The sequence below is a fragment of the Massilia aurea genome (assembly GCF_024753205.1).
Classification (GTDB): domain Bacteria; phylum Pseudomonadota; class Gammaproteobacteria; order Burkholderiales; family Burkholderiaceae_D; genus Telluria; species Telluria aurea.
In genome coordinates this window covers 1,081,331-1,103,270 of record NZ_JANUGZ010000002.1, presented here as the reverse complement: position 1 = coordinate 1,103,270, position 21,940 = coordinate 1,081,331, and the positions used below count along the sequence as shown (strand labels likewise).

General features: G+C 63.4%; 21 protein-coding genes and 1 pseudogene. 13 read left to right on the top strand and 9 right to left on the bottom strand.

Going from position 1 to position 21,940, the window contains the following annotated elements:
- The first annotated feature begins 48 nt into the window (after positions 1 to 48).
- From NX775_RS10465 to NX775_RS10455, 3 genes are all read left to right on the top strand, one after another.
- Positions 49 to 912, top strand: coding sequence for a head GIN domain-containing protein (locus NX775_RS10465; protein WP_258835937.1), 864 nt, complete (start codon positions 49 to 51; stop codon positions 910 to 912).
- 140 nt (positions 913 to 1,052) lie between these two features.
- On the top strand, positions 1,053 to 2,537 hold the full coding sequence (locus tag NX775_RS10460; protein WP_258835936.1) for an APC family permease: 1,485 nt from the start codon (positions 1,053 to 1,055) through the stop codon (positions 2,535 to 2,537).
- A gap of 16 nt (positions 2,538 to 2,553) precedes the next feature.
- Positions 2,554 to 3,204, top strand: coding sequence for a CatA-like O-acetyltransferase (locus tag NX775_RS10455; protein WP_258835935.1), 651 nt, complete (start codon positions 2,554 to 2,556; stop codon positions 3,202 to 3,204).
- A gap of 400 nt (positions 3,205 to 3,604) precedes the next feature.
- Here NX775_RS10455 and NX775_RS10450 read toward each other — a convergent pair whose 3' ends face one another.
- The 3 genes from NX775_RS10450 to NX775_RS10440 all read right to left on the bottom strand — a co-directional run bounded on the left by NX775_RS10450 (position 3,605) and on the right by NX775_RS10440 (position 7,544).
- Entirely contained in the window at positions 3,605 to 5,764 is a 2,160-nt protein-coding gene (locus NX775_RS10450; protein WP_258835934.1) for a S46 family peptidase, read from the bottom strand.
- A gap of 162 nt (positions 5,765 to 5,926) precedes the next feature.
- Positions 5,927 to 7,204, bottom strand: coding sequence for a phospholipase D-like domain-containing protein (locus NX775_RS10445; RefSeq protein ID WP_258835933.1), 1,278 nt, complete (start codon positions 7,202 to 7,204; stop codon positions 5,927 to 5,929).
- Positions 7,205 to 7,274: 70 nt separating this feature from the next.
- The gene (locus NX775_RS10440; protein ID WP_123067791.1) at positions 7,275 to 7,544 is read right to left on the bottom strand and encodes a GlsB/YeaQ/YmgE family stress response membrane protein; all 270 of its coding nucleotides are present in this window, start codon (positions 7,542 to 7,544) and stop codon (positions 7,275 to 7,277) included.
- Positions 7,545 to 7,825: 281 nt separating this feature from the next.
- Here NX775_RS10440 and NX775_RS10435 point away from each other — a divergent pair, with 281 nt between their 5' ends.
- Positions 7,826 to 9,148 (top strand): hypothetical protein, encoded by a 1,323-nt coding sequence (locus tag NX775_RS10435; protein WP_183556008.1) that lies wholly within the window; start codon positions 7,826 to 7,828, stop codon positions 9,146 to 9,148.
- A gap of 102 nt (positions 9,149 to 9,250) precedes the next feature.
- Here the strand turns inward: NX775_RS10435 and NX775_RS10430 are convergent, their stop codons facing one another.
- The 3 genes and pseudogenes from NX775_RS10430 to NX775_RS10420 form a co-directional block, all read right to left on the bottom strand.
- The gene (locus NX775_RS10430; RefSeq protein WP_258835932.1) at positions 9,251 to 9,820 is read right to left on the bottom strand and encodes a YceI family protein; all 570 of its coding nucleotides are present in this window, start codon (positions 9,818 to 9,820) and stop codon (positions 9,251 to 9,253) included.
- 35 nt (positions 9,821 to 9,855) lie between these two features.
- A complete protein-coding gene (locus NX775_RS10425) occupies positions 9,856 to 10,428 on the bottom strand; it encodes a YceI family protein (protein ID WP_258835931.1) in 573 nt (190 codons plus the stop codon).
- Positions 10,425 to 10,972: pseudogene (locus NX775_RS10420) on the bottom strand (cytochrome b). The gene NX775_RS10425 and the pseudogene NX775_RS10420 overlap by 4 nt, the downstream one beginning before the upstream one ends.
- A 148-nt stretch (positions 10,973 to 11,120) precedes the next feature.
- Here NX775_RS10420 and NX775_RS10415 point away from each other — a divergent pair.
- Positions 11,121 to 13,103: a TOL_0244 family TonB-dependent receptor gene (locus NX775_RS10415; RefSeq protein ID WP_258835930.1), complete on the top strand. Its 1,983-nt coding sequence runs from the start codon at positions 11,121 to 11,123 to the stop codon at positions 13,101 to 13,103.
- A 70-nt stretch (positions 13,104 to 13,173) separates the two neighbouring features.
- On the opposite strand, the gene purB is transcribed toward NX775_RS10415, so the two are convergent.
- Positions 13,174 to 14,553, bottom strand: a complete 1,380-nt coding sequence (gene purB, locus NX775_RS10410) for an adenylosuccinate lyase (RefSeq protein ID WP_258835929.1) — start codon at positions 14,551 to 14,553, stop codon at positions 13,174 to 13,176.
- 157 nt (positions 14,554 to 14,710) lie between these two features.
- Here purB and NX775_RS10405 point away from each other — a divergent pair, with 157 nt between their 5' ends.
- Positions 14,711 to 15,325 (top strand): glutathione S-transferase N-terminal domain-containing protein, encoded by a 615-nt coding sequence (locus NX775_RS10405; RefSeq protein ID WP_258835928.1) that lies wholly within the window; start codon positions 14,711 to 14,713, stop codon positions 15,323 to 15,325.
- Positions 15,322 to 16,248, top strand: coding sequence for a PfkB family carbohydrate kinase (locus NX775_RS10400; RefSeq protein ID WP_258835927.1), 927 nt, complete (start codon positions 15,322 to 15,324; stop codon positions 16,246 to 16,248). Before NX775_RS10405 ends, NX775_RS10400 begins: the two co-directional genes overlap by 4 nt.
- Positions 16,249 to 16,304: 56 nt before the next feature.
- Here NX775_RS10400 and bfr read toward each other — a convergent pair whose 3' ends face one another.
- Both bfr and NX775_RS10390 read right to left on the bottom strand, forming a co-directional pair.
- Positions 16,305 to 16,775, bottom strand: a complete 471-nt coding sequence (gene bfr, locus NX775_RS10395; protein WP_183556014.1) for a bacterioferritin — start codon at positions 16,773 to 16,775, stop codon at positions 16,305 to 16,307.
- A 251-nt stretch (positions 16,776 to 17,026) separates the two neighbouring features.
- The gene (locus NX775_RS10390) at positions 17,027 to 17,236 is read right to left on the bottom strand and encodes a (2Fe-2S)-binding protein (RefSeq protein ID WP_183556015.1); all 210 of its coding nucleotides are present in this window, start codon (positions 17,234 to 17,236) and stop codon (positions 17,027 to 17,029) included.
- 248 nt (positions 17,237 to 17,484) lie between these two features.
- On the opposite strand from NX775_RS10390, the gene NX775_RS10385 reads away from it, so the two are divergent.
- The 6 genes from NX775_RS10385 (at position 17,485) to NX775_RS10360 (ending at position 21,937) form a co-directional block, all read left to right on the top strand.
- On the top strand, positions 17,485 to 17,739 hold the full coding sequence (locus NX775_RS10385; protein WP_183556016.1) for a FeoA family protein: 255 nt from the start codon (positions 17,485 to 17,487) through the stop codon (positions 17,737 to 17,739).
- A 4-nt stretch (positions 17,740 to 17,743) separates the two neighbouring features.
- Entirely contained in the window at positions 17,744 to 19,624 is a 1,881-nt protein-coding gene (feoB, locus tag NX775_RS10380) for a ferrous iron transporter B (RefSeq protein WP_258835926.1), read from the top strand.
- Positions 19,625 to 19,626: 2 nt separating this feature from the next.
- Positions 19,627 to 19,887, top strand: coding sequence for a DUF6587 family protein (locus NX775_RS10375; RefSeq protein WP_258835925.1), 261 nt, complete (start codon positions 19,627 to 19,629; stop codon positions 19,885 to 19,887).
- A 70-nt stretch (positions 19,888 to 19,957) separates the two neighbouring features.
- Complete coding sequence (locus NX775_RS10370; RefSeq protein WP_183556019.1) at positions 19,958 to 20,638, top strand: glutathione S-transferase; 681 nt, start codon at positions 19,958 to 19,960, stop codon at positions 20,636 to 20,638.
- 87 nt (positions 20,639 to 20,725) lie between these two features.
- The gene (locus NX775_RS10365) at positions 20,726 to 21,508 is read left to right on the top strand and encodes a 5'-3' exonuclease (RefSeq protein WP_258835924.1); all 783 of its coding nucleotides are present in this window, start codon (positions 20,726 to 20,728) and stop codon (positions 21,506 to 21,508) included.
- A 33-nt stretch (positions 21,509 to 21,541) separates the two neighbouring features.
- Positions 21,542 to 21,937, top strand: coding sequence for an ANTAR domain-containing response regulator (locus NX775_RS10360; RefSeq protein WP_258835923.1), 396 nt, complete (start codon positions 21,542 to 21,544; stop codon positions 21,935 to 21,937).
- The last annotated feature ends 3 nt before the right edge of the window (positions 21,938 to 21,940 follow it).

Sequence of the window (21,940 nt, the reverse complement as noted above, 5' to 3'; positions counted from 1 at the left end):
GCGGTTGGTAGAGTGCCATCACCCGAACAACAACCTGTCAGGACTGCCATGCGTACCCCCATCGCCCTTGCTGCTCTAGCTGCCCTTGCCGGCTGCGCCATCATCGTCGCGCCCCAGGATGGCAGCGACATGCGCATTCATACGTCGTGGAGTAGCGGGACGACGGAGGGGAACGGTGTCGCGGCGCGCGATGCCCGCGCCGTCGCGGCGCTGCCGGCGCTGGACGTGAGCGGCGCGCTGCCGGTCGATGTGCGCGTGGGGCCGGTCGCGTCGCTGGTGGTGGAAGCCGACAGCAACCTGCTGCCGCTGATTCGCACCGAGACGCAGGGCGACACGCTGCGCATCTGGTCCGAGCAGAACCTGCGCAGCAAGACGCTGCTACGCATCATCTACACGACGCCGCGCCTGACCGAGGTGCGCGCGTCGGGCGCGACCCGCGTCGACGTGAGTGGCCTGAATGGCGCGCCGCTTGACGTGCGCAAGAGCGGTTCGGCGAGCGTGACGCTGGCCGGCACTGCGGGCAACCTGCATGCGCGGGCCAGCGGCTCCGGTCTGCTGGATGCGGCCCGGCTCACCAGCAACAGCATCGATGTCACGCTGTCCGGGTCGAGCCGGATGCGCCTTGGCCCGGTCAGCGGCGAAGTCGCGCGCATGGAGCTGAGTGGATCGAGTTCGCTCGATGCCAGCGGCGCGGTGCGCTCGCTCAACGCCCGCGTGAGCGGCTCGGCCAGCGCCGATCTGGCGGGCCTGACGACGCAGGACGCCGACCTGGGCGCGAGCGGCGCCGGCAGCATCCGGGCCACGGTCAGGCAGTCGCTGTTTGCCCGTACCTCGGGCTCGGGCGGCATCCGCGTGTATGGCCAGCCGGCCCAGCGCAGCATGACGGGCGAGCGCATCCACCTGCTCGATTAAGGTCTTGTCGCGCGTGCAAACAAAATGTCTTCAGCGACAGCAGAGTCCCCTATAATCGCAGCTTCGTTTTGAGACTGCGTTTGGGGACTGCTTACCGGCGGCATCGAACGCGATTGCAACCGCGTACTGAAGGACTCGCCGTGAATCAGACTCTGGGCCAAAAGCTGCTACGTACCAAACCGGCGGGACGCCATCACGACGAGGGCACATCTGTTGGCGTTGCCGGCGCCTTGCCTGGCCTGCATCGCTCGCTCGGGCTGTTCCCGCTGACGATGATCGGCGTGGGCGCCACGATCGGTACCGGCATCTTTTTCACGATGGTCGAAGCGGTGCCGAAAGCCGGTCCTGCCGTCGTCCTCTCGTTTCTGCTTGCGGCAATCACCGCTGGCCTGACCGCGCTGTGCTACGCCGAACTGGCCGGGCGCGTGCCGGCATCGGGCTCCTCGTACTCGTTCGCGTATGCGACGCTGGGCGAATTCGCGGCGTTCATCGTCGCCGGCTGCCTGCTGCTCGAATACGGCCTCGCGGCCAGTGCGACATCGATCGGCTGGTCCGATTACCTGAACAACTTCCTGCTCAACGCGTTCCACTGGCAGATACCGATCGAGTTGCGCTCGCCGATGTTCGTGTCGGACCACCATAACGTCTCGTTCAATCCGGGCCACATCAACCTGCCGCCGATCCTGCTCGTGATCATGTGCGGCATCATGCTGGTGCGCGGGACGAAGGAATCGGCCACGACCAACGCCATCATGGTGATGATCAAGCTGGCGATCCTGGTGTTCTTTTCCGCGATTGCGTTCACCGGCTTTGACGCCAACAACTTCCAGCCATTTTTCAATATGGACGAGAGCAAGGGTTACGCGGGCATGGCCGGCGTGACCGCCGCTGCCGGCACCGTATTCTTCTCGTTCATTGGCCTGGACACCATCGCCACCGCCGGCGAAGAGGTCAAGGACCCGCGCCGCAATGTGCCGATCGGGATCCTGTCGGCGCTGGTCATCGTCACCGTGTTCTACATGCTGGTGGCGATTGCCGCGATGGGCGCGCAGCCGGCGCACCTGTTCGAAGGCCAGGAAGCCGGCCTGTCCGTGATCCTGCAGAACGTGACAGGCAAGGCCTGGCCGGCACTGATCCTGTCGGCTGGCGCCGTGGTGTCGGTGTTCTCGGTGACGCTGGTGACGATCTACGGCCAGACCCGCATCCTGTACGCGATCAGCCGCGATGGCCTGATCCCGAAGGTATTCCAGAAAGTCAGCCCGCGCACGCAGGCGCCGGTGGCCAATACGATCATCGTGTGCACCGTCGTGGGCCTGGTGGCCGGCACGGTCGACTCGACCTTCTTGTGGGACATGGTCAGCATGGGCACGCTGACGGCGTTCATGGTGGTGTCGATCGCGGTGCCGGTGATCCGTCACAAGCAGGGTCCTGACGCGCCACCGGGCTTCCGCGTGCCGTTCGGTCCCTACGTGGTGCCGGGCCTGTCGGTCCTGGCCTGCCTGTACATCATGAAGGATTTGTCGAGCACGACGTTCCGCGTGTTCTTCATCTGGATGGGCGTGGCGGTCGTGACCTACTTCGTCTACAGCATGCGCAACAGCCGGCTGAACAAACAGCAGGCGTAAGCGGCTGGCGATCGCGATGGACAAGTTCGAACGACGGCGCGACCGCTTCGCGCTGTTCGACAGCATGGACAGCCCGGCGCTGAACCTGTGCTTCACGCTGACGCTGCCAGACTTTCGTCCCTGGTGCCGCGCGCAGGGCCTGGCGCCATTCCACGTGCTGCTGTGCGCCACGCTGCGCGCGGTGCTGAAGATCGAGAACTTCTGCTACCGCATCATGGACGGCGACGTGATCCGCATCGAACGCCTGACCCCATCGTTCACCGTCACGAACGCCAACGACGACCTGAATTTCGCGATGTTCGCGTGGTCCGACGACCTGCACACGTTCGTCGCCCGCAGCCGCGTTGCTGGCGCCGAAGCCGCTGGCATGACCGCGTTGAACACGCAGTACGCAGCCCTGTCACCGCGCCAGGCGAAAGAGCAAGTCTTCGTCACCTGCATCCCCTGGCTCGACTTCACATCGATCCAGCACCCGACCGCGGTGCTGGCGCAGCCCGACATCCCGTCCCTGGCCTGGGGGCGCTTTCGCGATGCCCCGAACGGCAATCTGACGCTGCCATTCTCCGTCCAGGCCCACCACGGCTTCGTCGACGGCCTCCACATCCACCGCCTGGCCACCCAAATCACTACCGAACTCACCACCATCCTGCAATTAGGGTCAGAGTAGAATTATTGGCCAATTGCCCCAGAGATAACTAGGGTCAGAGTCGCATTAACGGCTCATCCGCAAAAGTTGTCAAACAATTCGACTCTGACCCTAATTGTTTTTGAGGTGTTTTTCTGCTTGAGTTTGGTAGAAGTTACGGCACATTCAAATACTCTCGGCATTAGTTTCCTGCAGCTATACAAACCGGCCAAATTTGACTAAAAATTAATTAGGGTCAGAGTCGAATTATTGGCCAATTGCCCCAGAGATAACTAGGGTCGGAGTCGCATTAACGGCTCATCCGCAAAAGTTGTCAAACAATTCGACTCTGACCCTAATTGTTGGGGAATTTGTTTGGGGTATTAAAAAGGCCGCGCTCCTTGCGGTAGCGCGGCCTTCGGCTAGATTAACGACGTGAGATTTACAGCGCGTTCATTTCTTTCAGCAGGTTATCGGCCTTGTCGACATACTGCATATTCCACAGCATGTAGCGGGTATCGACCTGGATCGAGCGGGTCATGGCTTTGTTGAAGTCCCAATCCGAGATGATCGAGTCGAGCGTGCCGTCGAATGCCAGGCCGATCAGTTCGCCCTTGGCGTTCAGTGCGGCCGAACCCGAGTTGCCGCCCGTGATGTCCAGCGTCGCCAGGAAGTTCACTGGCAGCGTTTTCAGTTTCGGATCAACGTACTTGCCGAAGTTCTTCGCCTGGATGGCAGCCAGCTGGTTGTCCGGCGCGTCGAACTCGCCTTCGCCCGTGTGCTTGGCGGTGACGCCGGCCACGGTGGTGAATGCGGTCCAGCCGGTGGTGCCGTCGGCGCCTTGCGGGCGGCCGGCGATCTTGCCGAAGGTGACGCGCAGTGTGCTGTTGGCGTCCGGGTAGACGGCCTGGCCGCGGCTGTTCATGTAGGCGATCTTGGCCTTCATGTAGTTGCCGTAGGCTTGCTGGATCTTGCCGGCCGACTCTTCCTGCTTTTCTTCATCCTTCATGTCGGCGTCGTACATCGCGACCGCTGCCTTGATGAAGCTGTCGTTCGATGCCTTGAACTCGGCTGGCGTCTTTTTCAGCCACGCAGTGCGCGCTGCCTTGTCAGCCAGTTTCGAGCCTGCATAGATGCGGTCCAGCGCGGCTTTCAGTTCGGCCTCGCTCATGCCGGCGCGCAGGCCCAGTGCGGCGTCGAACGCGGCGTCGTGCTCGGCGGCCGGTTGTGCGTTGTACTTGGTCAGGAAGTTCAGCACCAGCGCCTTGTCGACTTTTTCGTCGTAGGTGCGGTCCTGGCCTTCGACGACGGACGTCAGGCGTGGCAGGTCGCGTTCCTGGTAGCCGGTCTTGCGCTCGGCGTCCGGCTTGGTGCGCTCGTTGGCCAGGCGGTACAGCGTGCGTGCCGACGACAGGAACTTCGGCTGCGCGTAGGTCTGGAAGAAGCTCTTCTTGGTGCCCGCATCGCGTTCGGCGATCAGGGTTTCAGCGGTGTCGATGTCGGCTGCGTACTGCGCCTTGCGCGCGGCATCGCCATTGACCCAGGCCTTGAGCGCATTGTGCTCGGCCGTTTTGCGCTGCAGGAAGTCGCTGCCCTGGTACGAGACCAGCATGCCCTTGCGATTCTTGTAGTAGTTGTTCACGCCCGCGATCTGGCCCGCGTATTTCAGCCGTGCTGCCGGATCGGCCTTGGTTTCGCGGTCAATGATGGCCAGCGTCTCGCTCGAGGCCTGGATGAATGCCGGGTAGTTCCAGTCGAACGTGAACGCCACTTCGGACGGCAGGCGGTGACGGTTGGTGCGGCCTGGATAGCCCAGCACCATCACGAAGTCGCCTTCTTTCGGGTTGTCCTTGGCAATCTTGATGATGTGCTTCGGCTGGTACGGCACGTTGTCCTTCGAGAACTCGGCCGACTTGCCATCCTTGCTCACATACGCGCGGTAGAAACCGTAGTCGCCCGTGTGGCGTGGCCACATCCAGTTGTCGGTGTCGCCGCCGAACTTGCCGACGCCCGACGCCGGCGCATGCACCAGGCGCACGTCGCGGATTTCGAGCTGCTTCAGGCGATAGAATTCCAGTCCGCCGTAGAAGCTGGCCACGGTGCAGCGGTAGCCGGCATCTTTTTCGCAGGCCGCCACCAGGGTTTTCTGGTTCTTTTCAATGGCGTCGATGCGGGCCTTGCCGGTCAGCTTGGCGACTTCAGGGGTGATGACCTGGGCGCTGACATTGGCCACTTCGTCGGTGACATACACGCGGCTGCCGGGCGATGCTGGCAGCTCGTCGGCCATGGTCTTGGCCAGGAAGCCGTTGGCCAGCAGGTCGCGCTCGGGCGTCGAGTTGACGGCGATGCTGTTGTAGACGCAGTGGTGGTTGGTCACGACCAGACCTTGCGGCGAGACGAACGACGCCGAGCAGCCGCCCAGGCTCACGATCGCGCCCATCGGGAATTCAGTCAGCTTGGTCAGATTTGCCGTATCCAGCTTGAGGCCGGCGGCTTTCAGTTGCTTGGCTACTTGTGGCAGCTGTTGCGGCATCCACATGCCTTCGTCCGCTTGGGCGGCGAAGCTGGTGAGGATGGCGAGCGAGAGAAGGGTCTTTTTCATGCGCTTTGGTCTGGTTGGGAAGGGGAATTACGGACTCCGGGGAGTGTTCGTGAGTATGGTTAATCCGCTATCGGATCGTCAACCTGTATTTCAGCCACGCCAATGAAAAAGCCCGCGCCTGTCCCGGCGCGGGCTCCTTTGCAACGGCGCCTGCAACGGCGCTTACAACTGCGCCTCGAACAGCGACGCGAACCACGTGCTCACGTGTTCCCACCATGGCCGCTTGGCGAGGGCCTGCGGCGTCACCGGCTTGGCCAGCTTCCAGTCGGCGTCAAAAACGTCCGTCATCTGCGTCGCAAACCCGGCATCGAGCACGTTCAGGTTGGCCTCGTCATTGATACTGAACGAGCGGTTGTCGAAGTTGGTCGAGCCCACCGATACCAGCAGCTTGTCGACGATCAGCGTTTTGACGTGGTACATCGTCGGTTGGTATTCCGAGATCTGCACACCCGCCGCCAGCAGTTCGGGCCAGCGGTCGCGCGAGGCGGCCCGCACGAGATCCGAATCGATGATGTGGCCCGGCGTGATCAGGCGTACTTTCACGCCGCGTTTGGCGGCGGCGATCAATGTGCGCACCGTCAGTTCATCCGGTACGAAATACGAGGCCGACAAATCGATCGTCTCGCGCGCCGACGTGATCGCCATCAGGTACATCAGGTGCATGCTCTCGCTGCCGCCCGTGGGCGAGCTGGAGAACATCTGCGCCGGCATCGTGCCTTTCGGCTGCAGCGGCGGGAAGTACGCCGGGCCATCGAGCACGACACCCGTGGCCTTGGTCCAGTTGTCGTTGAACACCGCCTGCATCTGTCCGACGACCGGGCCTTCGACGCGGAAGTGGCTGTCGCGCCAGTGGTCTTCGTCCTGCGCGTTGCCGCGCCATTGGTCGGCAATGCCCACGCCGCCCGTGAAACCGACCGTGCCGTCGATGATCAGCAGCTTGCGGTGGGTGCGGTTGTTCATGCGCGCCAGCTTCCACCAGACCGGCTTGTGATAGCGCTGCACCTGCACGCCGGCCGCTTTCATCTTGTCGACCTGGGCATTGTCCATCTTCATGCTGCCCATGAAGTCAAGCATCACGTGCACCTTCACGCCGGCGCGCGCACGCTCGGCCAGGGCTTCGGAAAATTCGGTGCCGATCGATTCCGACCAGTAGATATAGGTTTCCAGCGTGATCGTTTTTTTGGCCCCGCGAATGGCCTCGAGCATCGCCGGGAAAATCTGGTCGCCATTGAGCAGCGCCTCGACCTGGTTGCCTTCGATGATCGGTGGGCCCAGCAAGACGCCGAGCGAGCGGCGGAACTGCGGATCGGCCGTATCGTATTGCCGTGTCAGCTGGCGTTCGATCTGTTTTTCGCCCGGCATGAAATTCAATGCGAGCACCCCCAGAACGAGGGTGGCGGCCACTGTCAGCAACAGTGTCCAGAACTTTTTTGAGCTCATCAGTAAAATCGCAGAGGAAAAAAAACCAACGCACAGGGCGTTGGTTTTTTATGGGTGGCGAACCACCATATTAGCGAACGCGACCGCGACGCAGCAGATTCACGATGGCCAGCAGGATGACTGCACCCAGGAACGAGACCAGGAGCGAAGCAACACTGAAGTCGTCGGAATTGATGGTGCCGGTACCGAACAGTGGCGAAAGCAACCAGCCGCCCAGGAAGGCGCCGATGATACCGACCACAACGTTCAGGATGATGCCTTGCTCGGCGTCCGTTTTCATGACCATGCTGGCCAGCCAACCCAGAATACCGCCAACGACGATCCAGATAATGAATAACATGGTGCTTCCTCCTCAATTGATAAGATATTTCCCCCAGGCCCAACGAATGCCGTGACCATGTGAAAAAGTCTAAAGACGCTACAAACGCGGGTCGGTGCGGCAGCGTACCTTCGATGACGAATTTGCATCGTCGTGAAAATTCTTTGCGGCAAGATGCCGTCAGTCATCCGAACGTGCGTCATCGAACAGAGTCATGCGAAGACGGGGCCTATGGTGAAGGTCCTTGGCAGCAACAGCTCATCCGTAGCCGGCTGCCGAAACCAACCAGCAAAGGATTCATCATGAGCAGCTTCGATACCACCCGCACCACGGATAACCAGCGCATGGTCACTGGCCTGTTCCCTGACCGTGCCAGCGCCGAGCGTGCGTATGGCACCGTGTCCGAGCGCGGCTACAACCGCGATGACGTCAACCTGATGATGTCCGACTCCACCCGTCAGACCCACTTCGCCGACACCGACACCGAACTGGGCACCAAGGCGGCTGAAGGCGCGGGCATTGGCGCCGGTATCGGCGGCACCATCGGCGCCGTGCTGGCCGGTATCGCAGCAGTGGGCACCACGCTGGTGCTGCCAGGCCTGGGCCTGGTCGTCGCCGGTCCTCTGGCAGCGGCGCTGGCCGGTGCTGGCGCGGGTGGTATCACCGGTGGCCTGATCGGCGCGCTGATCGGCGCCGGCATTCCGGAAGAACGCGCACAGCACTATGAAGAAGGCATCAAGGGCGGCGGCATCCTGCTGGGCGTGAATGCACGTTCGGATGAAGATGCAGCGCACATCCACAAATCGTGGACCGAACAGGGTGGTTCGCACGTGCTGGGCGCTGGCCTGGGCGTGGCAGGCGGCGCGGCACTGGGCGCGACCGTCGGCACCGTTGCTGGTCCGATCGGCATGGCAGCAGGCGCGGTTGTCGGCGGCATCGCTGGCGGCATCGCTGGCCAGGGCGCAGCTGAAGTTGTCAATCCAAAAGCCAACGACGACCTGTCCGAGCACCATCTGGCCAAGGGCGTGGGCGCAGGTTCGGGCGCAGCAGCGGGCGCACTGGTCGGTGCTGTCGGCGGTCCGATCGGCATGGCAGCAGGCGCTGTCGTCGGCGGCCTGGCAGGCGGTGCAGCCGGCCGTGGCGCAGGCGAAGTGGTCAATCCAAAAGCAACCGACGAACTGAGCGACCATAACCTGGCGCAAGGCGTCGGTGCAGGCGGCGGCGCGACGGTTGGCGCGGTGATCGGTGCAGCAGCCGGCCCACTGGGCGTAGCGGCAGGCGCGGCGATCGGCGGCATGGTCGGCGGCGCAGCAGGCAAGGGCGTGGGCCATGTGGTCAATCCGAAAGCCGAGAATGACTACTGGCGCAACGAGTACCAGACCCAGCCGTACTACACGCCAGGCTACACCTATGACGACTACGAGCCAGCCTACGCACTGGGCTACAACAACTACGACAAGTACGACGGCGGCTACGATGCCAACGAAGGTCGTCTGTCGACCGAGTGGGACCGTTCGAAAGGCAATTCGCGCCTGAGCTGGGACCAGGCCAAGTCGGCCACCCGCGCTGGCTGGCACCGTGTCGAGCGCGCGATCCCGGGCGACTTCGACCGTGACGGCCGTTAATCGGCACTGAGCTGCACTGAGCTGCACTGATTCGTCAGCGCGCTGATCAAAAAAAATCCCCGCCGGTGCGAACCGGCGGGGATTTTTCATGGTCGAACCAGATTACTTTTTGACTGCTTCAACCTGGATTGCCAGCTTCACTTCCGGCGAGAAGTTCGGCAGGCCGAAGCTGATGCCGAAGTCGTCGCGCTTGAAGGTGCCGGTCACGTCCGCGCCGCATGCTTCTTTCTTGAGCATCGGGTGCATGATGCACTTGAACTTGTTGATCTGCAGGGTCAGTGGCTTGGTCACGCCGTGCAGGGTCAGTTCGCCGTCGACCGAGGTCGGCACGTCGCCCGTGAACTTGATCGCCTTCGACTTGAAGGTCGCGGTCGGGTACTTGGCTGCGTCGAAGATGTCAGGCTTTTTCGCGTGCTCGTTCATCTTTTCGTGGCCGAAATCGATGCTGTTGATGTCGACAGTGATGTCCAACGAGCCGGTCTTGGCTTCGCGGTCGATGGTGACGCTGCCGCTCGACTTGTTGAACTTGCCGCGCCATACCGACAGACCCATGTGGTCGGCTTCGAAGCTTGGGTAGGTGTGGTTCGGCTCGATGTCGTACGTGACTGGCGCGGCGAAGGCCGACGTGGCGGCAAAGGCAGCGGCGGCTGCGATCAGGTGCTTGATGTTCATGGGTGAGATTCCTCTAGATGTGGTGGTAGGACAGTTTATTTTGCTGTACTGGCTGGTGCTGCGGTAACGCGAAACTTGATGACAACTTCATCGGCGACCATGCTCGTGTCTTTCCACTCGCCTTCGCCGATATTGAACGCCAGACGCTTGATTGGCAACTGGCCTTCGAACACGGTTTTTGCACCGGCCGCCTTGACGGTCAGCGGGAACGTGACATTGGCGCTCTTGCCTTTCAGGGTCAGCTTGCCCGACACCGTCAGCTTGCCGGCGCCGGCCGGTGCGATGCTGGTGGAGACGAACGTGGCCTTCGGAAATTGCGCCGAATTGAACCATTCTTTCTTGGCCACTTCCTTGTTGTACATGGCGTCGCCGATATCGAAGCTGGCCGTTGTGATCTCGACGCTGGCGCTGGCCGCCGCCGGCTTGGCGGCGTCGTAATCGATCTGCGCCGCGAACGTGCGAAACGGTGCTTCCACTGGCACGTTCATCTGCTTGAAGACAGCCGAGACGCCGCTGGCTGCCAGGTCGGTCTTGAGTGGCGCGGCCTGCACGGCAACGACGCTGCCGGCAACCAGGCTCGCCAGCAGCAGGGCCTTGATGGAATTCATGGTTTTTCCTTCGGGGTAGGGATGGGGAGCATGCGCTGCATGATGCCGTCACGGTCGATGAGCAGGTGCTTGAGCGCGGCGAGGACGTGCAGCGCCACCAGGGTGGCCAGCAGCATATTGAGCCAGTAATGCAGGCCGCGCAGCGTCTCGCGCAGTACCGGGTCGGGGCCGATCAGCACCGGCAGCGGAAACTTGCTGATATAAACAACCGGGTAGCCGGCCGCCAGGCTGAAGAAATACCCGGACAGCGGCACCGCGAACATCAGCACGTACAGCGCCAGATGCAGGCCGTGGGCAGCGCCATGCTGCCAGCGCGGCAACCCCGCAGGATACGCGGGTGGCTTGTTGAACAGGCGCCATAACAGGCGTAGCGCGGCCAGCGCCAGGATCGTCACGCCGGCCCATTTGTGCCAGCTCGTGTAGCGCAGCTTGGCCATGCTGATGCCCTGGATGTCGGTCATGACGAGGCCAAGGGTGAAGGTGCCGATGATCGCGATGGCATCAGCCGGTGCAGCACGATTGCTGGAATCGAGTAGCGGCGCATTTTTCTTATAAGTAATTAGTACGGGCTAGAACTAACTCACTATAGCAAAAAAGGCCGTCGTGGTGTTGACACGGTTTTACATGCCCAACAAGCCACACCGGATTGCAAAAGATACACCACCACGTTCTGCCGAATGTAATATCTGGTTATGAGCGCATTCATACCCTGCATGCCGTTTGCCGCCAGAGCGCGTGTTGCTACTGTCTGGGTTGCTCTTGTTTGCGCCGCGCCTGTCCTGGCGCTCGCCCATGGCCAGGCCAATCCTGTCGATCTGGCCGATCTGGCCGACCTGTCGATCGAGGAACTGGCCAATATCCAGGTGACGTCGGTCTCGAAGCGGCCCGAGCGCCTGCAGGACGCATCGGCGGCGGTGTTCGTCATCACCGCTGACGACATCCGCAGCTCCGGCGCCGATTCGCTGCCCGAGGTATTGCGTCTTGCGCCCAATCTGCACGTGGCGCGCATCAATGGCTATGCCTACTCCATCAGCGCGCGCGGCATGAACAGCGGGCCAAGCGTCCTGTCCAACAAGATCCTGGTGCTGATCGATGGCCGCTCGGTGTATACGCCGCTGTTTGCGGGCGTGTTCTGGGATGCGCAGGACGTGCTGCTCGAGGACATCGCTCGCATCGAGGTGGTCAGCGGGCCGGGTGGCGTGATGTGGGGCCTGAACGCCGTCAGTGGCGTCATCAATATCAGCACGCGTTCGGCCTTCGATACGCAGGGCGGCATGGTGGCGCTGCATGGCGCCAGCGACGGCACGGCCGGCGCCGCGTTTCGCCAGGGCGGCACGAGCGATGGCGGCATGGCCTGGCGTGCGTATGGCAAGGTCACGCGGCGCAGCGACAGCGAGCGCATTGGCGACGGGCGTATCGACGACGGCTACCGGCGCGCGCTGGTGGGCGTGCGTGCCGACTGGGACCAAGGGGCCGATGCCTTCTCGGTCGTTGGCAATGTCAACCGCGGGCGCCTCGATCAGTCGGCGCCGGGTGAACTGGCCACGCCGTTCGGCCCATCCACATTTGGCCGCGTGCGCTCGGATGGCGCCAACCTGCTGGCGCGCTGGCAGCGCACACTTGACGCGGGCGCCAGCGTATCGCTGCAAGCTTTTCTCGATCACACCGTGCGCGAGGCGCCGCCACTATTCGCCGAGCGCCTCACGACCGCAGACGTGCAGTTCCAGCACACGCTGGCCACCAAAGGCCGCCATGACCTGATGTGGGGCGCCAACTATCGCAGCACGCGTGACCGCGTCACCAACAGCCCCTGGGTCGCGTTCCTGCCGGCGCGCAAACTGCTGCGCTGGGGTAGCGTGTTCGTGCAGGACGACATCCTGCTGAACGACGACTGGCGCCTGACGCTGGGCAGCCGCGTCGAATACAACCATTACACCGGCATCGAATGGCTGCCGAGCGCGCGCCTGTCGTGGCGCCTCTCGCCCCAGCACGCGCTGTGGGCATCGGCCGCGCGCACGGTGCGCTCGCCCGCGCGGCTGGACGTCGATGCCTGGGTGCCCGGCCAGCCACCGTTCATCCTGCGCGGCGGGCCGCACGTGCGCAGCGAAGTGGCGCGCGTGCTCGAATTGGGCTACCGTGGCCAGCCGGCGGCGGGGCTGTCGTACACGGTCGTGCTGTACCACCACGATTACGACCACCTGCGGGGGCAGCAGATCGACCCCACCTTCAGTTACGTCGAATTTGCCAGTCTGCTCAAGGGCAGCGCCAGCGGCATCGAAACCTGGGGCAGTTGGCAGGCACTGCCGCGCTGGCGCCTGTCGGCCGGCTGGACGGCGCTGCACCAGCGTCTGGCCCTCAAACCGGGCGGCAACGACGTGATGGGCTTGAGCGCGGCGCGGCGCGACCCGTCCCATACGCTGCAACTGCGGTCGCACTACACCATCGACGATGCGCGCGAGATCAACGTCACGCTGCGCCGCACTGGCGAGATGCCGGCGTCGCGCATTGCGTCAGCGACGGCGCTCGATGCGCGCTTTGGCTGGCGCTTGCGGCCGGGCGTGGCCTTGTCGGTGTATGGCGAGAACCTGAATGGCGGACATGCCGAATTCGGCTCGACCACGTATTGGGCAGAGTTCGAGCGGCGCGTGGGGGTGAAGGTCAGGTGGGATTACTGACGCGCCGGGGCCGGCGCATCGTCAACGCAAATGCAAGCGCGATGCCGCCGTGTGGCGGCATCGCGCGACATCAGATCTCAGCCGCCAGCTTGGCGGCCAATCCAATATAGTTTGCCGGCGTCATCGCCAGCATCAGGTCTTTCGCTTCCTGCGGCACGGCCAGCGTCCCGATGAATTCACGCAGCGCGTCGCGGGTGATGCCCTTGCCGCGCGTGAGTTCCTTGAGCTGCTCGTACGGGTTCTCGATGCCGTAGCGGCGCATCACGGTTTGTACCGGCTCGGCCAGCACTTCCCAGTTCGCGTCCAGATCCTGCTCGAGGCGCGCCGCGTTCACTTCCAGCTTGTTCAGGCCGCGCAGGCAGCTGTCGTAGGCCAGCAGCGTGTAGCCGAAGCCCACGCCGATATTGCGCAGTACCGTCGAATCGGTCAGGTCGCGCTGCATGCGCGAGACCGGCAGCTTGTCGGCCATGTGGCGCAGCAGCGCGTTGGCCAGGCCCAGGTTGCCTTCCGAGTTTTCGAAGTCGATCGGGTTGACCTTGTGCGGCATGGTCGACGAACCGATTTCGCCGGCCTTCAGCTTCTGCTTGAAGTAGCCCAGCGAAACGTAGGTCCAGATGTCGCGGTTCAGGTCGAGCAGGATCGTGTTGGCGCGCGCGAACGCGTCGAACATCTCGGCCATGTAGTCGTGTGGTTCGATCTGGATCGTGTACGGGTTGAAGGTCAAACCCAGACGCGTCTCGATGACGTCCTTCGAGAACGCCGGCCAGTCGAAGCCCGGATAGGCCGACAGGTGCGCGTTGTAATTGCCGACCGCGCCGTTCATCTTGCCCAGGATTTCGACGTCGGCGATGCGCTTCATGGCGCGCTGCAGGCGGGCGACGACGTTGGCCATCTCCTTGCCCAGCGTGGTCGGGCTGGCCGTCTGGCCGTGGGTGCGCGACAGCATCGGCAGCGCCGCATTGGTGTGCGCGATCTCGGTCAGCCTGGCGATGATCGCCTGCAGTGCCGGCAGCATCACGCCATCGCGCGCCGCTTTGAGCATCATGCCGTGCGACGTGTTGTTGATGTCTTCCGAGGTGCAGGCGAAGTGGATGAATTCGCTGGCCGCGACCAGTTCCGGCACGTCCTTGACCTGCTCCTTGAGCCAGTACTCGACCGCCTTGACGTCGTGGTTGGTGACCGCTTCGATTTCCTTGATGCGGGCCGCGTCCTTCTCGCCGAAGTTGGCCGCCATGCCGTCGAGGTGGGCGATCGCTTCGTTTGAAAATGGCTTGATCTCGGCGAAGCCGGCCTGCGACAGCGCCTGCAGCCACGCGATTTCAACCTTCACGCGGTGGTGCATGAAACCCGTTTCCGACAGGATGGGACGCAGCTTGTCGGTTTTGGTGGCGTAACGGCCATCGAGCGGGGACAGGGCCGACAGGGTCGGCGACAGAGCAGTAGAGGTCATGGCGGGCGTGTCGGTCAAAAACGCGGATTTTACCACTGGCCGGCCGTCCACCTCTTGCCGATGCTGCGATGTTGCAGCGCACCGCAGCGGTGGCGCTGCAGGTTTTGCGGCTGGGGCCGATGCTATACTGAAGTCCAATTTCCACTTGCGTACATCCATGAAACTCATCGGTTCCATTGCCAGCCCCTACGTGCGCAAGGTGCGCGTCGTGCTGGCCGAAAAAAAGCTCGACTGCGCCTTCATCCTCGAAAACGTCTGGTCGGCCGACACCACCATCGCGCAGACCAACCCGCTGGGCAAGGTGCCATGCCTGCTGATGGATGACGGCAGCGCCCTGTACGACTCGCGCGTGATCGTCGAATACCTCGACACGCTCACGCCAGTATGCAAGCTGCTGCCGCCGAACGGGCGCGAACGGGCCGAGGTCAAGGTCTGGGAAGCGCTGGCCGATGGCGTGCTCGATGCGGCCGTGCTGGTGCGCCTCGAAAAAACACTGCGCCCCGAAGCGCAGCAAAGTCCCGAGTGGATCGCCCGCCAGATGGACAAGGTGACTACCGGCCTGCGCGTGATGTCCGAGCGGCTGGGCGAGGGCGCCTTCTGCCGCAGCAACCAGTACACGCTGGCCGACGTCGCCGTGGGCTGCGCGCTGGGCTGGCTCGCGTTCCGCTTCCCCGAGATCGACTGGCGCGGCGACTACCCGAACCTGGCGCGCCTGGCCGACAAACTGGCCGAGCGCCAGTCGTTCAAGGACACCGTGCCGGTCGTCGCATGAATCTGTCCACGACAGTCATCTTCGGCGAAGCGCTCGTCGACGATTTCAATAATGAGCAGATCGTGGGCGGCGCGCCATTCAATGTGGCGCGCCACCTGTCCGCCTTCATGGCGCCATGCCTGGCGATCACGCGCATCGGTGACGACCGCAGCGGCCAGCTAGTGCGCGCCGAGTTCGAACGCTTCGCGATGAGCGACGCCGGGTTGCAGGTCGATCCGATCGAAGAGACGGGCCGCGTGCTGGTCGAGCGCGGCCCGCGCGGCCACCGCTTCACGATCCTGCCGCACCAGGCCTACGATTTCATCGACGCCGCCACGGCCGGCGCTGCGCTGGCAGGCGTGCAGCCGGCCATGGTCTATTTCGGCATGCTGGCCCAGCGCAACCTGCAGTCGCGCGCCGCCCTGACGGCGGTCCTGGCGGCCAGCAGCGCGCCACGCTTTCTCGACCTGAACCTGCGCGACGGCCAGTACGACGAACGCGGCGTGTCCCGCTCGCTGGACGCGGCCAACATCGTCAAGGTCAATGAAGAAGAATTGCAGGCGCTGTTCGGCTGGTACTGCCAGATCCAACCCGACTCCCCGGCGCTGTCGGCCGACGAAGTGCGCGCGTCATGCCAGGCCTTGCTGACGATGTTTGCGCTCGACGCGCTGATCGTCACGCTGGGCCACCGCGGTTCGGTGTACTTCGGCAGCGATGGCAGCGCGCTCAAGAACCACGACACGCCGGCGCCGCCGTTCGTCATCGACACGGTGGGGGCGGGCGACGCCTTCTCGGCCATTTTCCTGCTCGGTATGGCGCGCGGCTGGCCGCTGGACGTCACGCTCGCGCGCGCGAACGAATTCGCCGGTGCGATCTGCGCGATACCGGGTGCGGTGCCAAGGGATATGGGGTTCTACGACAAGTGGATGACGCGCTGGCGCTGATGGTGCGCTAGTGCCTGAAGTGCCGGACTCCCGGGCGGGAGTCCGGCCGGCAAAGCTTACTCGCCGATCTGGGTCTGCAGGTAGTTCTGGATACCGATCTTGACGATCAGGTCCAGCTGCGTCTCCAACCACTCGATGTGCTCTTCGGTGTCTTCAAGAATCATCAAGAGCAGGTCGCGCGACACGTAATCGGCCGCCGCTTCGCAGGCGCCGATGCCTTCCTTGACCGTCACGTGCGCGGCACGTTCGAGTTTCAGGTCGCATTCGAGCGTTTCCTGCGTCGATTCACCAATCATCAGCTTATGCAGCGCCTGCAGGTTTGGCAGCGCGTCGAGCATCAGGATGCGTTCGATCAGCTTGTCGGCGTGCTTCATCTCGCCGATCGACTCGTCGTATTCCTTCTTCGCCAGCTTGTCAAGGCCCCAATGGCGATACATGCGCGCGTGCAGGAAGTACTGGTTAATCGCGGTCAGCTCGTTGGTCAGCTGTGCGTTCAGCAGACGGATGACGTTTGGATCGCCTTTCATGGGTGCCCTCGGTAATGTGTTGAATGACCTCCATGATAGCAAACAGAGAACCATTAAAACGCTAGAAATTGCGCGAAAATGGGTAAAAAAGCGCATTAAATAACGCGAAATGCGACATTTTTGCGCGTAATAGCAACCGTTCTCAGTTCACTGTGCGAACGGTTCTCACTACCCGGTTACACCGTTGCCACCGACGAAAAAAAGCCCCGCACAAATTGCGAGGCGCGTGGTGCCGGGTATGTGAAAGGGGCTCAGGCAGCCTGCGGCAGGCGGCGCACTTCGGTGACGGTGGTCTTGCTGTCGATGTGCTCGTGCAGCACTTCACGTGCATAGCTGACGCAGGTGCCGCACATGGTGCCTACGCCCAGTTCCTTGCGCAGTTCGGCGATCGACGAGATGCCCAGTTCAGCGGCCTGGCGGATTTCACGGTCGGAGATGTTATTGCAGACACAGACGATCATTGGAGCAACCCTTTTGAAACAACCATTGCAGTTTAGTCTATAAAATGCGAATCATTCTCATTTGCGTTGCTATTTTCTGTAAACTTGACCGTGAACGCAAGCGAAATTTTCGGTTCAAACGCACTTTTTTTGGACTTGACCGTCTGGCAATGACAAGCTGCAAATAGAAATAATTCCTATTTAGGTTTATGATACCGGGATCGTTCCAGTCGCTGTCTCATACGCGCCACAATTTTTCGGAAGCCGCCATGACCCACGCCGCATTGCCAACCCTCGACTCGCTCAAGACGGGCCAGAGCGCCACCGTTGTCCATCTTGCGTCCGGTGCGCAGGAGGGCGGCATCGACGTCCAGCGCCGCCTGATGGAGCTGGGCTTCGTGCCGGGCGAGCGCATTCGCGTGCTCAAGCGCGTGATGGGCGGTCCTCTGGCCGTCAAGGTCGGTGAATCCACCTTTGCGCTGCGCCGCTTCGAAGCCGCCCTCGTCTCGATCCAGGCGGACTAGTCGCATGGGAGTCATGGAATCGCAAGTCGCGTCACGCACGCCGCTGGTCGCACTGCTGGGCAATCCCAACTGCGGCAAGACCGCGCTCTTCAACCGCCTGACCGGCGCGCGCCAGAAGGTCGCCAACTACGCCGGCGTCACGATCGAACGCAAGGAGGGCAGCTTCACGTCGCCCGCCGGGCGCGCGTTTCGCGTGCTCGACCTGCCGGGCGCCTACAGCCTGAATGCGCAGACGCCCGACGAAGGCATCACGCGTGACGTGGTGGCCGGCCTGCGCGCCGGTGAAGTCCCGCCCGACGCCATCCTGTGCGTCGTCAACGCCACCAACCTGCGCCTGAACCTGCGCCTGGTGCTCGAGCTGCGCCGTCTGGGCCTGCCGATGGTGCTGGCGCTGAACATGGTCGACGTCGCCAAAAAACGCGGCATCGAAATCGATACCGCCAAACTCTCGCAAGAACTGGGCATGCCGGTCGTCGAGACGGTTGCGATCCAGTCCGGCGGCGAGAAGGCCTTGCTGGCCCAGCTCGACGCGATGCCGTTCGGCGTGCCGGTGACGCCCAAGCCGCTGTCGGCGATCGACGAAGTGTCGGTCGAAGACACGCAGCGCGAAGTGCGCCGCATCCTGGCCGCTGCCGTCTCGACGGCCAAGGATACCGGCAACCTGAGTGAAAAGATCGACGGCGTCGTGCTGCACCCGGTCGCCGGTCCGATCATCCTGGCGCTGTTGATGTTCGTGATTTTCCAGGCCGTGTTCAGCTGGGGCGATGCACCGATCGAAATGATCGAGGCGGGCATGGGCGCCTTTGGCGAGATGGTCGGCTCGTGGATCGGCGAGGGCATGCTGCACAGCCTCATCGTCGACGGCATCATCGCCGGCGTGGGCAGCGTGCTCGTGTTCCTGCCGCAGATTCTGATCCTGTTCTTCTTTATCCTGTTGTTAGAGGACGTCGGCTACCTGCCGCGCGCGGCGTTCCTGCTTGACCGCATCATGGGCAGCGTGGGCCTGTCGGGCCGCTCGTTCCTGCCGCTATTGTCGTCGTTTGCCTGCGCCATTCCGGGCGTGATGGCTGCGCGCACGATCCAGAATCCGCGCGACCGCCTGGTGACGATCATGATCGCGCCATTGATGACCTGTTCGGCGCGCCTGCCGGTGTATGCGCTCCTGATCGCCGCGTTCATTCCCGACCGCGTCGTGGGCGGCTTCATGAACCTGCAGGGCATCGTGCTGTTCGTGCTGTACCTGGCCGGCATTCTGTCAGCGATGGCGGTGGCCTGGTTCATGAAGCGCCGCAATGGCTACAAGCAGCACGCGCTGATGCTCGAACTGCCGGCCTACCACTGGCCGCATCCGCGCGGCCTGGCCTCGGGCCTGCTCGAACGCGCCAAGATCTTCCTGATGCGCGTCGGTACGCTGATCCTGGCCATGATGATCCTGCTCTGGCTGTTCTCCAGCTTCCCGGGCGCACCGGAAGGCGCGACCCATCCGCCGATCTACTACAGCGTGGCCGGCATGATCGGCCGCGCACTCGAAGTCGTGCTGGCTCCGATCGGCTTCAACTGGCAGATCGCCATCGCGCTGGTGCCGGGCATGGCCGCGCGTGAAGTGGCGGTCGGCGCGCTGGGCACCGTGTACGCGCTGTCGGGCGGCGATGAAGTCGGCAATACGCTGGCACCGCTGATCGCCCAATCGTGGTCGCTGGCAACCGGCCTGTCGCTGCTGGCCTGGTATGTCTACGCGCCGCACTGCCTGCCGACGCTGGCCACCGTGGCGCGCGAAACGGGCAGCCGCAAATATGCCTGGATCATGGCCGGCTACATGTTCGCGCTGGCGTACGTGGCGGCGTTCATCGTCTACCGCGTCACGCTGGCCTTCACCGGAGCATAACCATGCAAGAACTGACCGTCATCGTCATCGTTACCGTCGCCGCGTTGTACCTGGGCGCGAAGTACCTGCCGGCACCGCTGCGCGCACGCGCGGTACTGCTGCTGACAAAGGGCGGCCGCCAGTCGGCGCTGGCGCGCTGGCTGGATACCAGCAGCGGCGGCGCCTGCGGTGGCGGCAGCTGCGGCAGCTGCGCCCCGAAAGCCGCGGCGCCGGCGCCGCAGGGCGCGGGCAAGCACCGCGTCATCAAGCTGCACCAGCGCTAGCGCTAGCGGGCTGCAGGTGCGTGGCCAACGGTGCTAAGCTGGCCGCCATCTCCACTTTCCTGTCCACGCCATGATCGTCGTCCACCACCTGAACAATTCGCGCTCGCAGCGCATCCTCTGGCTGCTCGAAGAACTCGGACTCGAGTACGAGATCAAGCGCTACGAGCGCGATCCCAAGACGATGCTGGCCCCACCTGAACTCAAGGCCGTGCACCCGCTGGGCAAGTCGCCCGTGATCACCGATGGCGACCTCGTGGTGGCCGAGTCGGGCGCGATCGTCGAATACCTCACCGCGCGTGCCTCCGATACGGACGCCCCCCGCCTGGTGCCCGCCGCCCGCACGCCGGCGCGCCTGCGCTACACGCACTTTCTGCATTTTGCCGAAGGCTCGATGATGTCGCCGCTGCTGCTCAAGCTCGTGTTCGACAAGATCGAAAGCACGCCGATGCCGTTCTTTGCCAAGCCGATCGCGCGCGGCATCGCGCAGAAGGTCAAGGGCACCTTCGTGCTGCCGCAGATCGCGCTGCAACTGTCGTATCTTGAAGCCGAACTGGGCAAGCACCCGTGGTTCGCCGGCGAAGAATTCAGCGCCGCCGACATCCAGCTGAGCTTTCCGCTGGAAGCGGCCGCCTCGCGCGGCGGGCTTGACGCCAAGTACCCGAACCTGACCGATTTCCTGGCCCGCATCCATGCGCGGCCGGCGTATCGCCGCGCGCTCGAGCGCGGTGGCGAGTACGCATACGCGAAGTAGGGCCAGTCCCACCACGGTCGCCACCTTCCCGCGACCGTGCAACCGGTTTATGATGGGCGCCTTCACGTCTCTTCATGCCCACATCACATGTCTAACCCGGGAAAGCTGCTCGCGATCGACGGCCTGAACATCGTGCGCCGCGTCTACGAAGCCAGCCCCGAGCCCGATTCCGACCTGAAGGCGAGCATCGCGCTGCGCCATGCGTTCTCGTCGTTTCGCAACGTGCTCGAGGCGCATGCGCCGACCCACGTGCTGGCTGCTTTTGATTATGGCGGCCCCACCTGGCGCCATGCGCTGTATCCGCGCTACCGCGAGGGCAGGGCGGCGATGCCGTCCGAACTGCGCGCGGCGCTGCCCGAATTTCACGACCGCCTGCGCGCGGCGGGCCTGCATGTGCTGATGGTGCCCGAGGTCGAAGCCGACGATGTGATCGCTACTGGCGTGATGCGCTGGCTGTCCGAAGGCCGCGGCACGGCGGTGGTGGCCACCACCGACAAGGATCTGCATCCACTGATCGCGCACGGCGCGCTGGTGTGGGATCATTTCAAGAACGAGTGGCACGACGACGCCTGGGTCCGTGCACGCTTTGGCGTGGCGCCCGAGCAACTGCACGACCTGCTGGCGCTGATGGGCGACCCGACCGATGGCGTGCCGGGCGTGTCGAAGGTCGGCATGAAAACGGCGGCGCGCCTGCTGGGTGCGTATGGCAATCTCGAGGCCGTGATGGCCGGCGCCGGCATCCTCAAGACGCCACTTGGCGAGAGATTGCGCGCGGAGCGTGAGATACTGGAGATGTCACGCTGTCTGGTGTCGCTGAAACTGGACGTGCGCCTGGGCGTGACATGGAAAACACTGGCGTACGAAGGCTGATTTTTTCAGCGCACTGACAAGGAATGTGAAGCTATGCTCAAAGCGGTCATCGTGGATGCAAACGCCGTCTCGCGCGCAACGCTCGGCACCGTGCTGGCCGACGGCAGCTACGACGTGGTCGGCGCCACGCACACCAGCGCGCTGGGGTTGGCGCTGGCAGTCAAGCACCACCCGCACGTGATCTGCATCGCGCGCGAACAGGTCGAGGACGGCAGCGACGTGGTCGAGCAGCTGCGCGCGACGCTGCCCAAGACGCTCGTGTTTCTGGTGTCGGGCACGCTCGACGCCGCCGCGGTCCAGAGCGCACTGGCGCGTGGCGTGCATGGCTTCATCGTCAAGCCGTTCAAGGCCGACACCGTGCTCAAGACGATCCGCAATACCGTCATTGCCTTCGTCAAGCAGCAGCAGGCGCCGGGCAAGCCGGGCTGATAC

Coding starts and splice junctions, on each gene's coding strand:
- NX775_RS10375 (WP_258835925.1), top strand. CDS start 19,627: ATGCAAGAACTGACCGTCATCGTCATCGTTACCGTCGCCGCGTTGTAC.
- NX775_RS10365 (WP_258835924.1), top strand. CDS start 20,726: ATGTCTAACCCGGGAAAGCTGCTCGCGATCGACGGCCTGAACATCGTG.
- NX775_RS10425 (WP_258835931.1), bottom strand. CDS start 10,428: ATGAATTCCATCAAGGCCCTGCTGCTGGCGAGCCTGGTTGCCGGCAGC.
- NX775_RS10360 (WP_258835923.1), top strand. CDS start 21,542: ATGCTCAAAGCGGTCATCGTGGATGCAAACGCCGTCTCGCGCGCAACG.
- NX775_RS10385 (WP_183556016.1), top strand. CDS start 17,485: ATGACCCACGCCGCATTGCCAACCCTCGACTCGCTCAAGACGGGCCAG.
- NX775_RS10435 (WP_183556008.1), top strand. CDS start 7,826: ATGAGCAGCTTCGATACCACCCGCACCACGGATAACCAGCGCATGGTC.
- NX775_RS10370 (WP_183556019.1), top strand. CDS start 19,958: ATGATCGTCGTCCACCACCTGAACAATTCGCGCTCGCAGCGCATCCTC.
- NX775_RS10400 (WP_258835927.1), top strand. CDS start 15,322: ATGAATCTGTCCACGACAGTCATCTTCGGCGAAGCGCTCGTCGACGAT.
- NX775_RS10445 (WP_258835933.1), bottom strand. CDS start 7,204: ATGAGCTCAAAAAAGTTCTGGACACTGTTGCTGACAGTGGCCGCCACC.
- NX775_RS10440 (WP_123067791.1), bottom strand. CDS start 7,544: ATGTTATTCATTATCTGGATCGTCGTTGGCGGTATTCTGGGTTGGCTG.
- NX775_RS10455 (WP_258835935.1), top strand. CDS start 2,554: ATGGACAAGTTCGAACGACGGCGCGACCGCTTCGCGCTGTTCGACAGC.
- feoB (WP_258835926.1), top strand. CDS start 17,744: ATGGGAGTCATGGAATCGCAAGTCGCGTCACGCACGCCGCTGGTCGCA.
- NX775_RS10415 (WP_258835930.1), top strand. CDS start 11,121: ATGAGCGCATTCATACCCTGCATGCCGTTTGCCGCCAGAGCGCGTGTT.
- NX775_RS10465 (WP_258835937.1), top strand. CDS start 49: ATGCGTACCCCCATCGCCCTTGCTGCTCTAGCTGCCCTTGCCGGCTGC.
- NX775_RS10450 (WP_258835934.1), bottom strand. CDS start 5,764: ATGAAAAAGACCCTTCTCTCGCTCGCCATCCTCACCAGCTTCGCCGCC.
- bfr (WP_183556014.1), bottom strand. CDS start 16,775: ATGAAAGGCGATCCAAACGTCATCCGTCTGCTGAACGCACAGCTGACC.
- NX775_RS10430 (WP_258835932.1), bottom strand. CDS start 9,820: ATGAACATCAAGCACCTGATCGCAGCCGCCGCTGCCTTTGCCGCCACG.
- NX775_RS10390 (WP_183556015.1), bottom strand. CDS start 17,236: ATGATCGTCTGTGTCTGCAATAACATCTCCGACCGTGAAATCCGCCAG.
- purB (WP_258835929.1), bottom strand. CDS start 14,553: ATGACCTCTACTGCTCTGTCGCCGACCCTGTCGGCCCTGTCCCCGCTC.
- NX775_RS10405 (WP_258835928.1), top strand. CDS start 14,711: ATGAAACTCATCGGTTCCATTGCCAGCCCCTACGTGCGCAAGGTGCGC.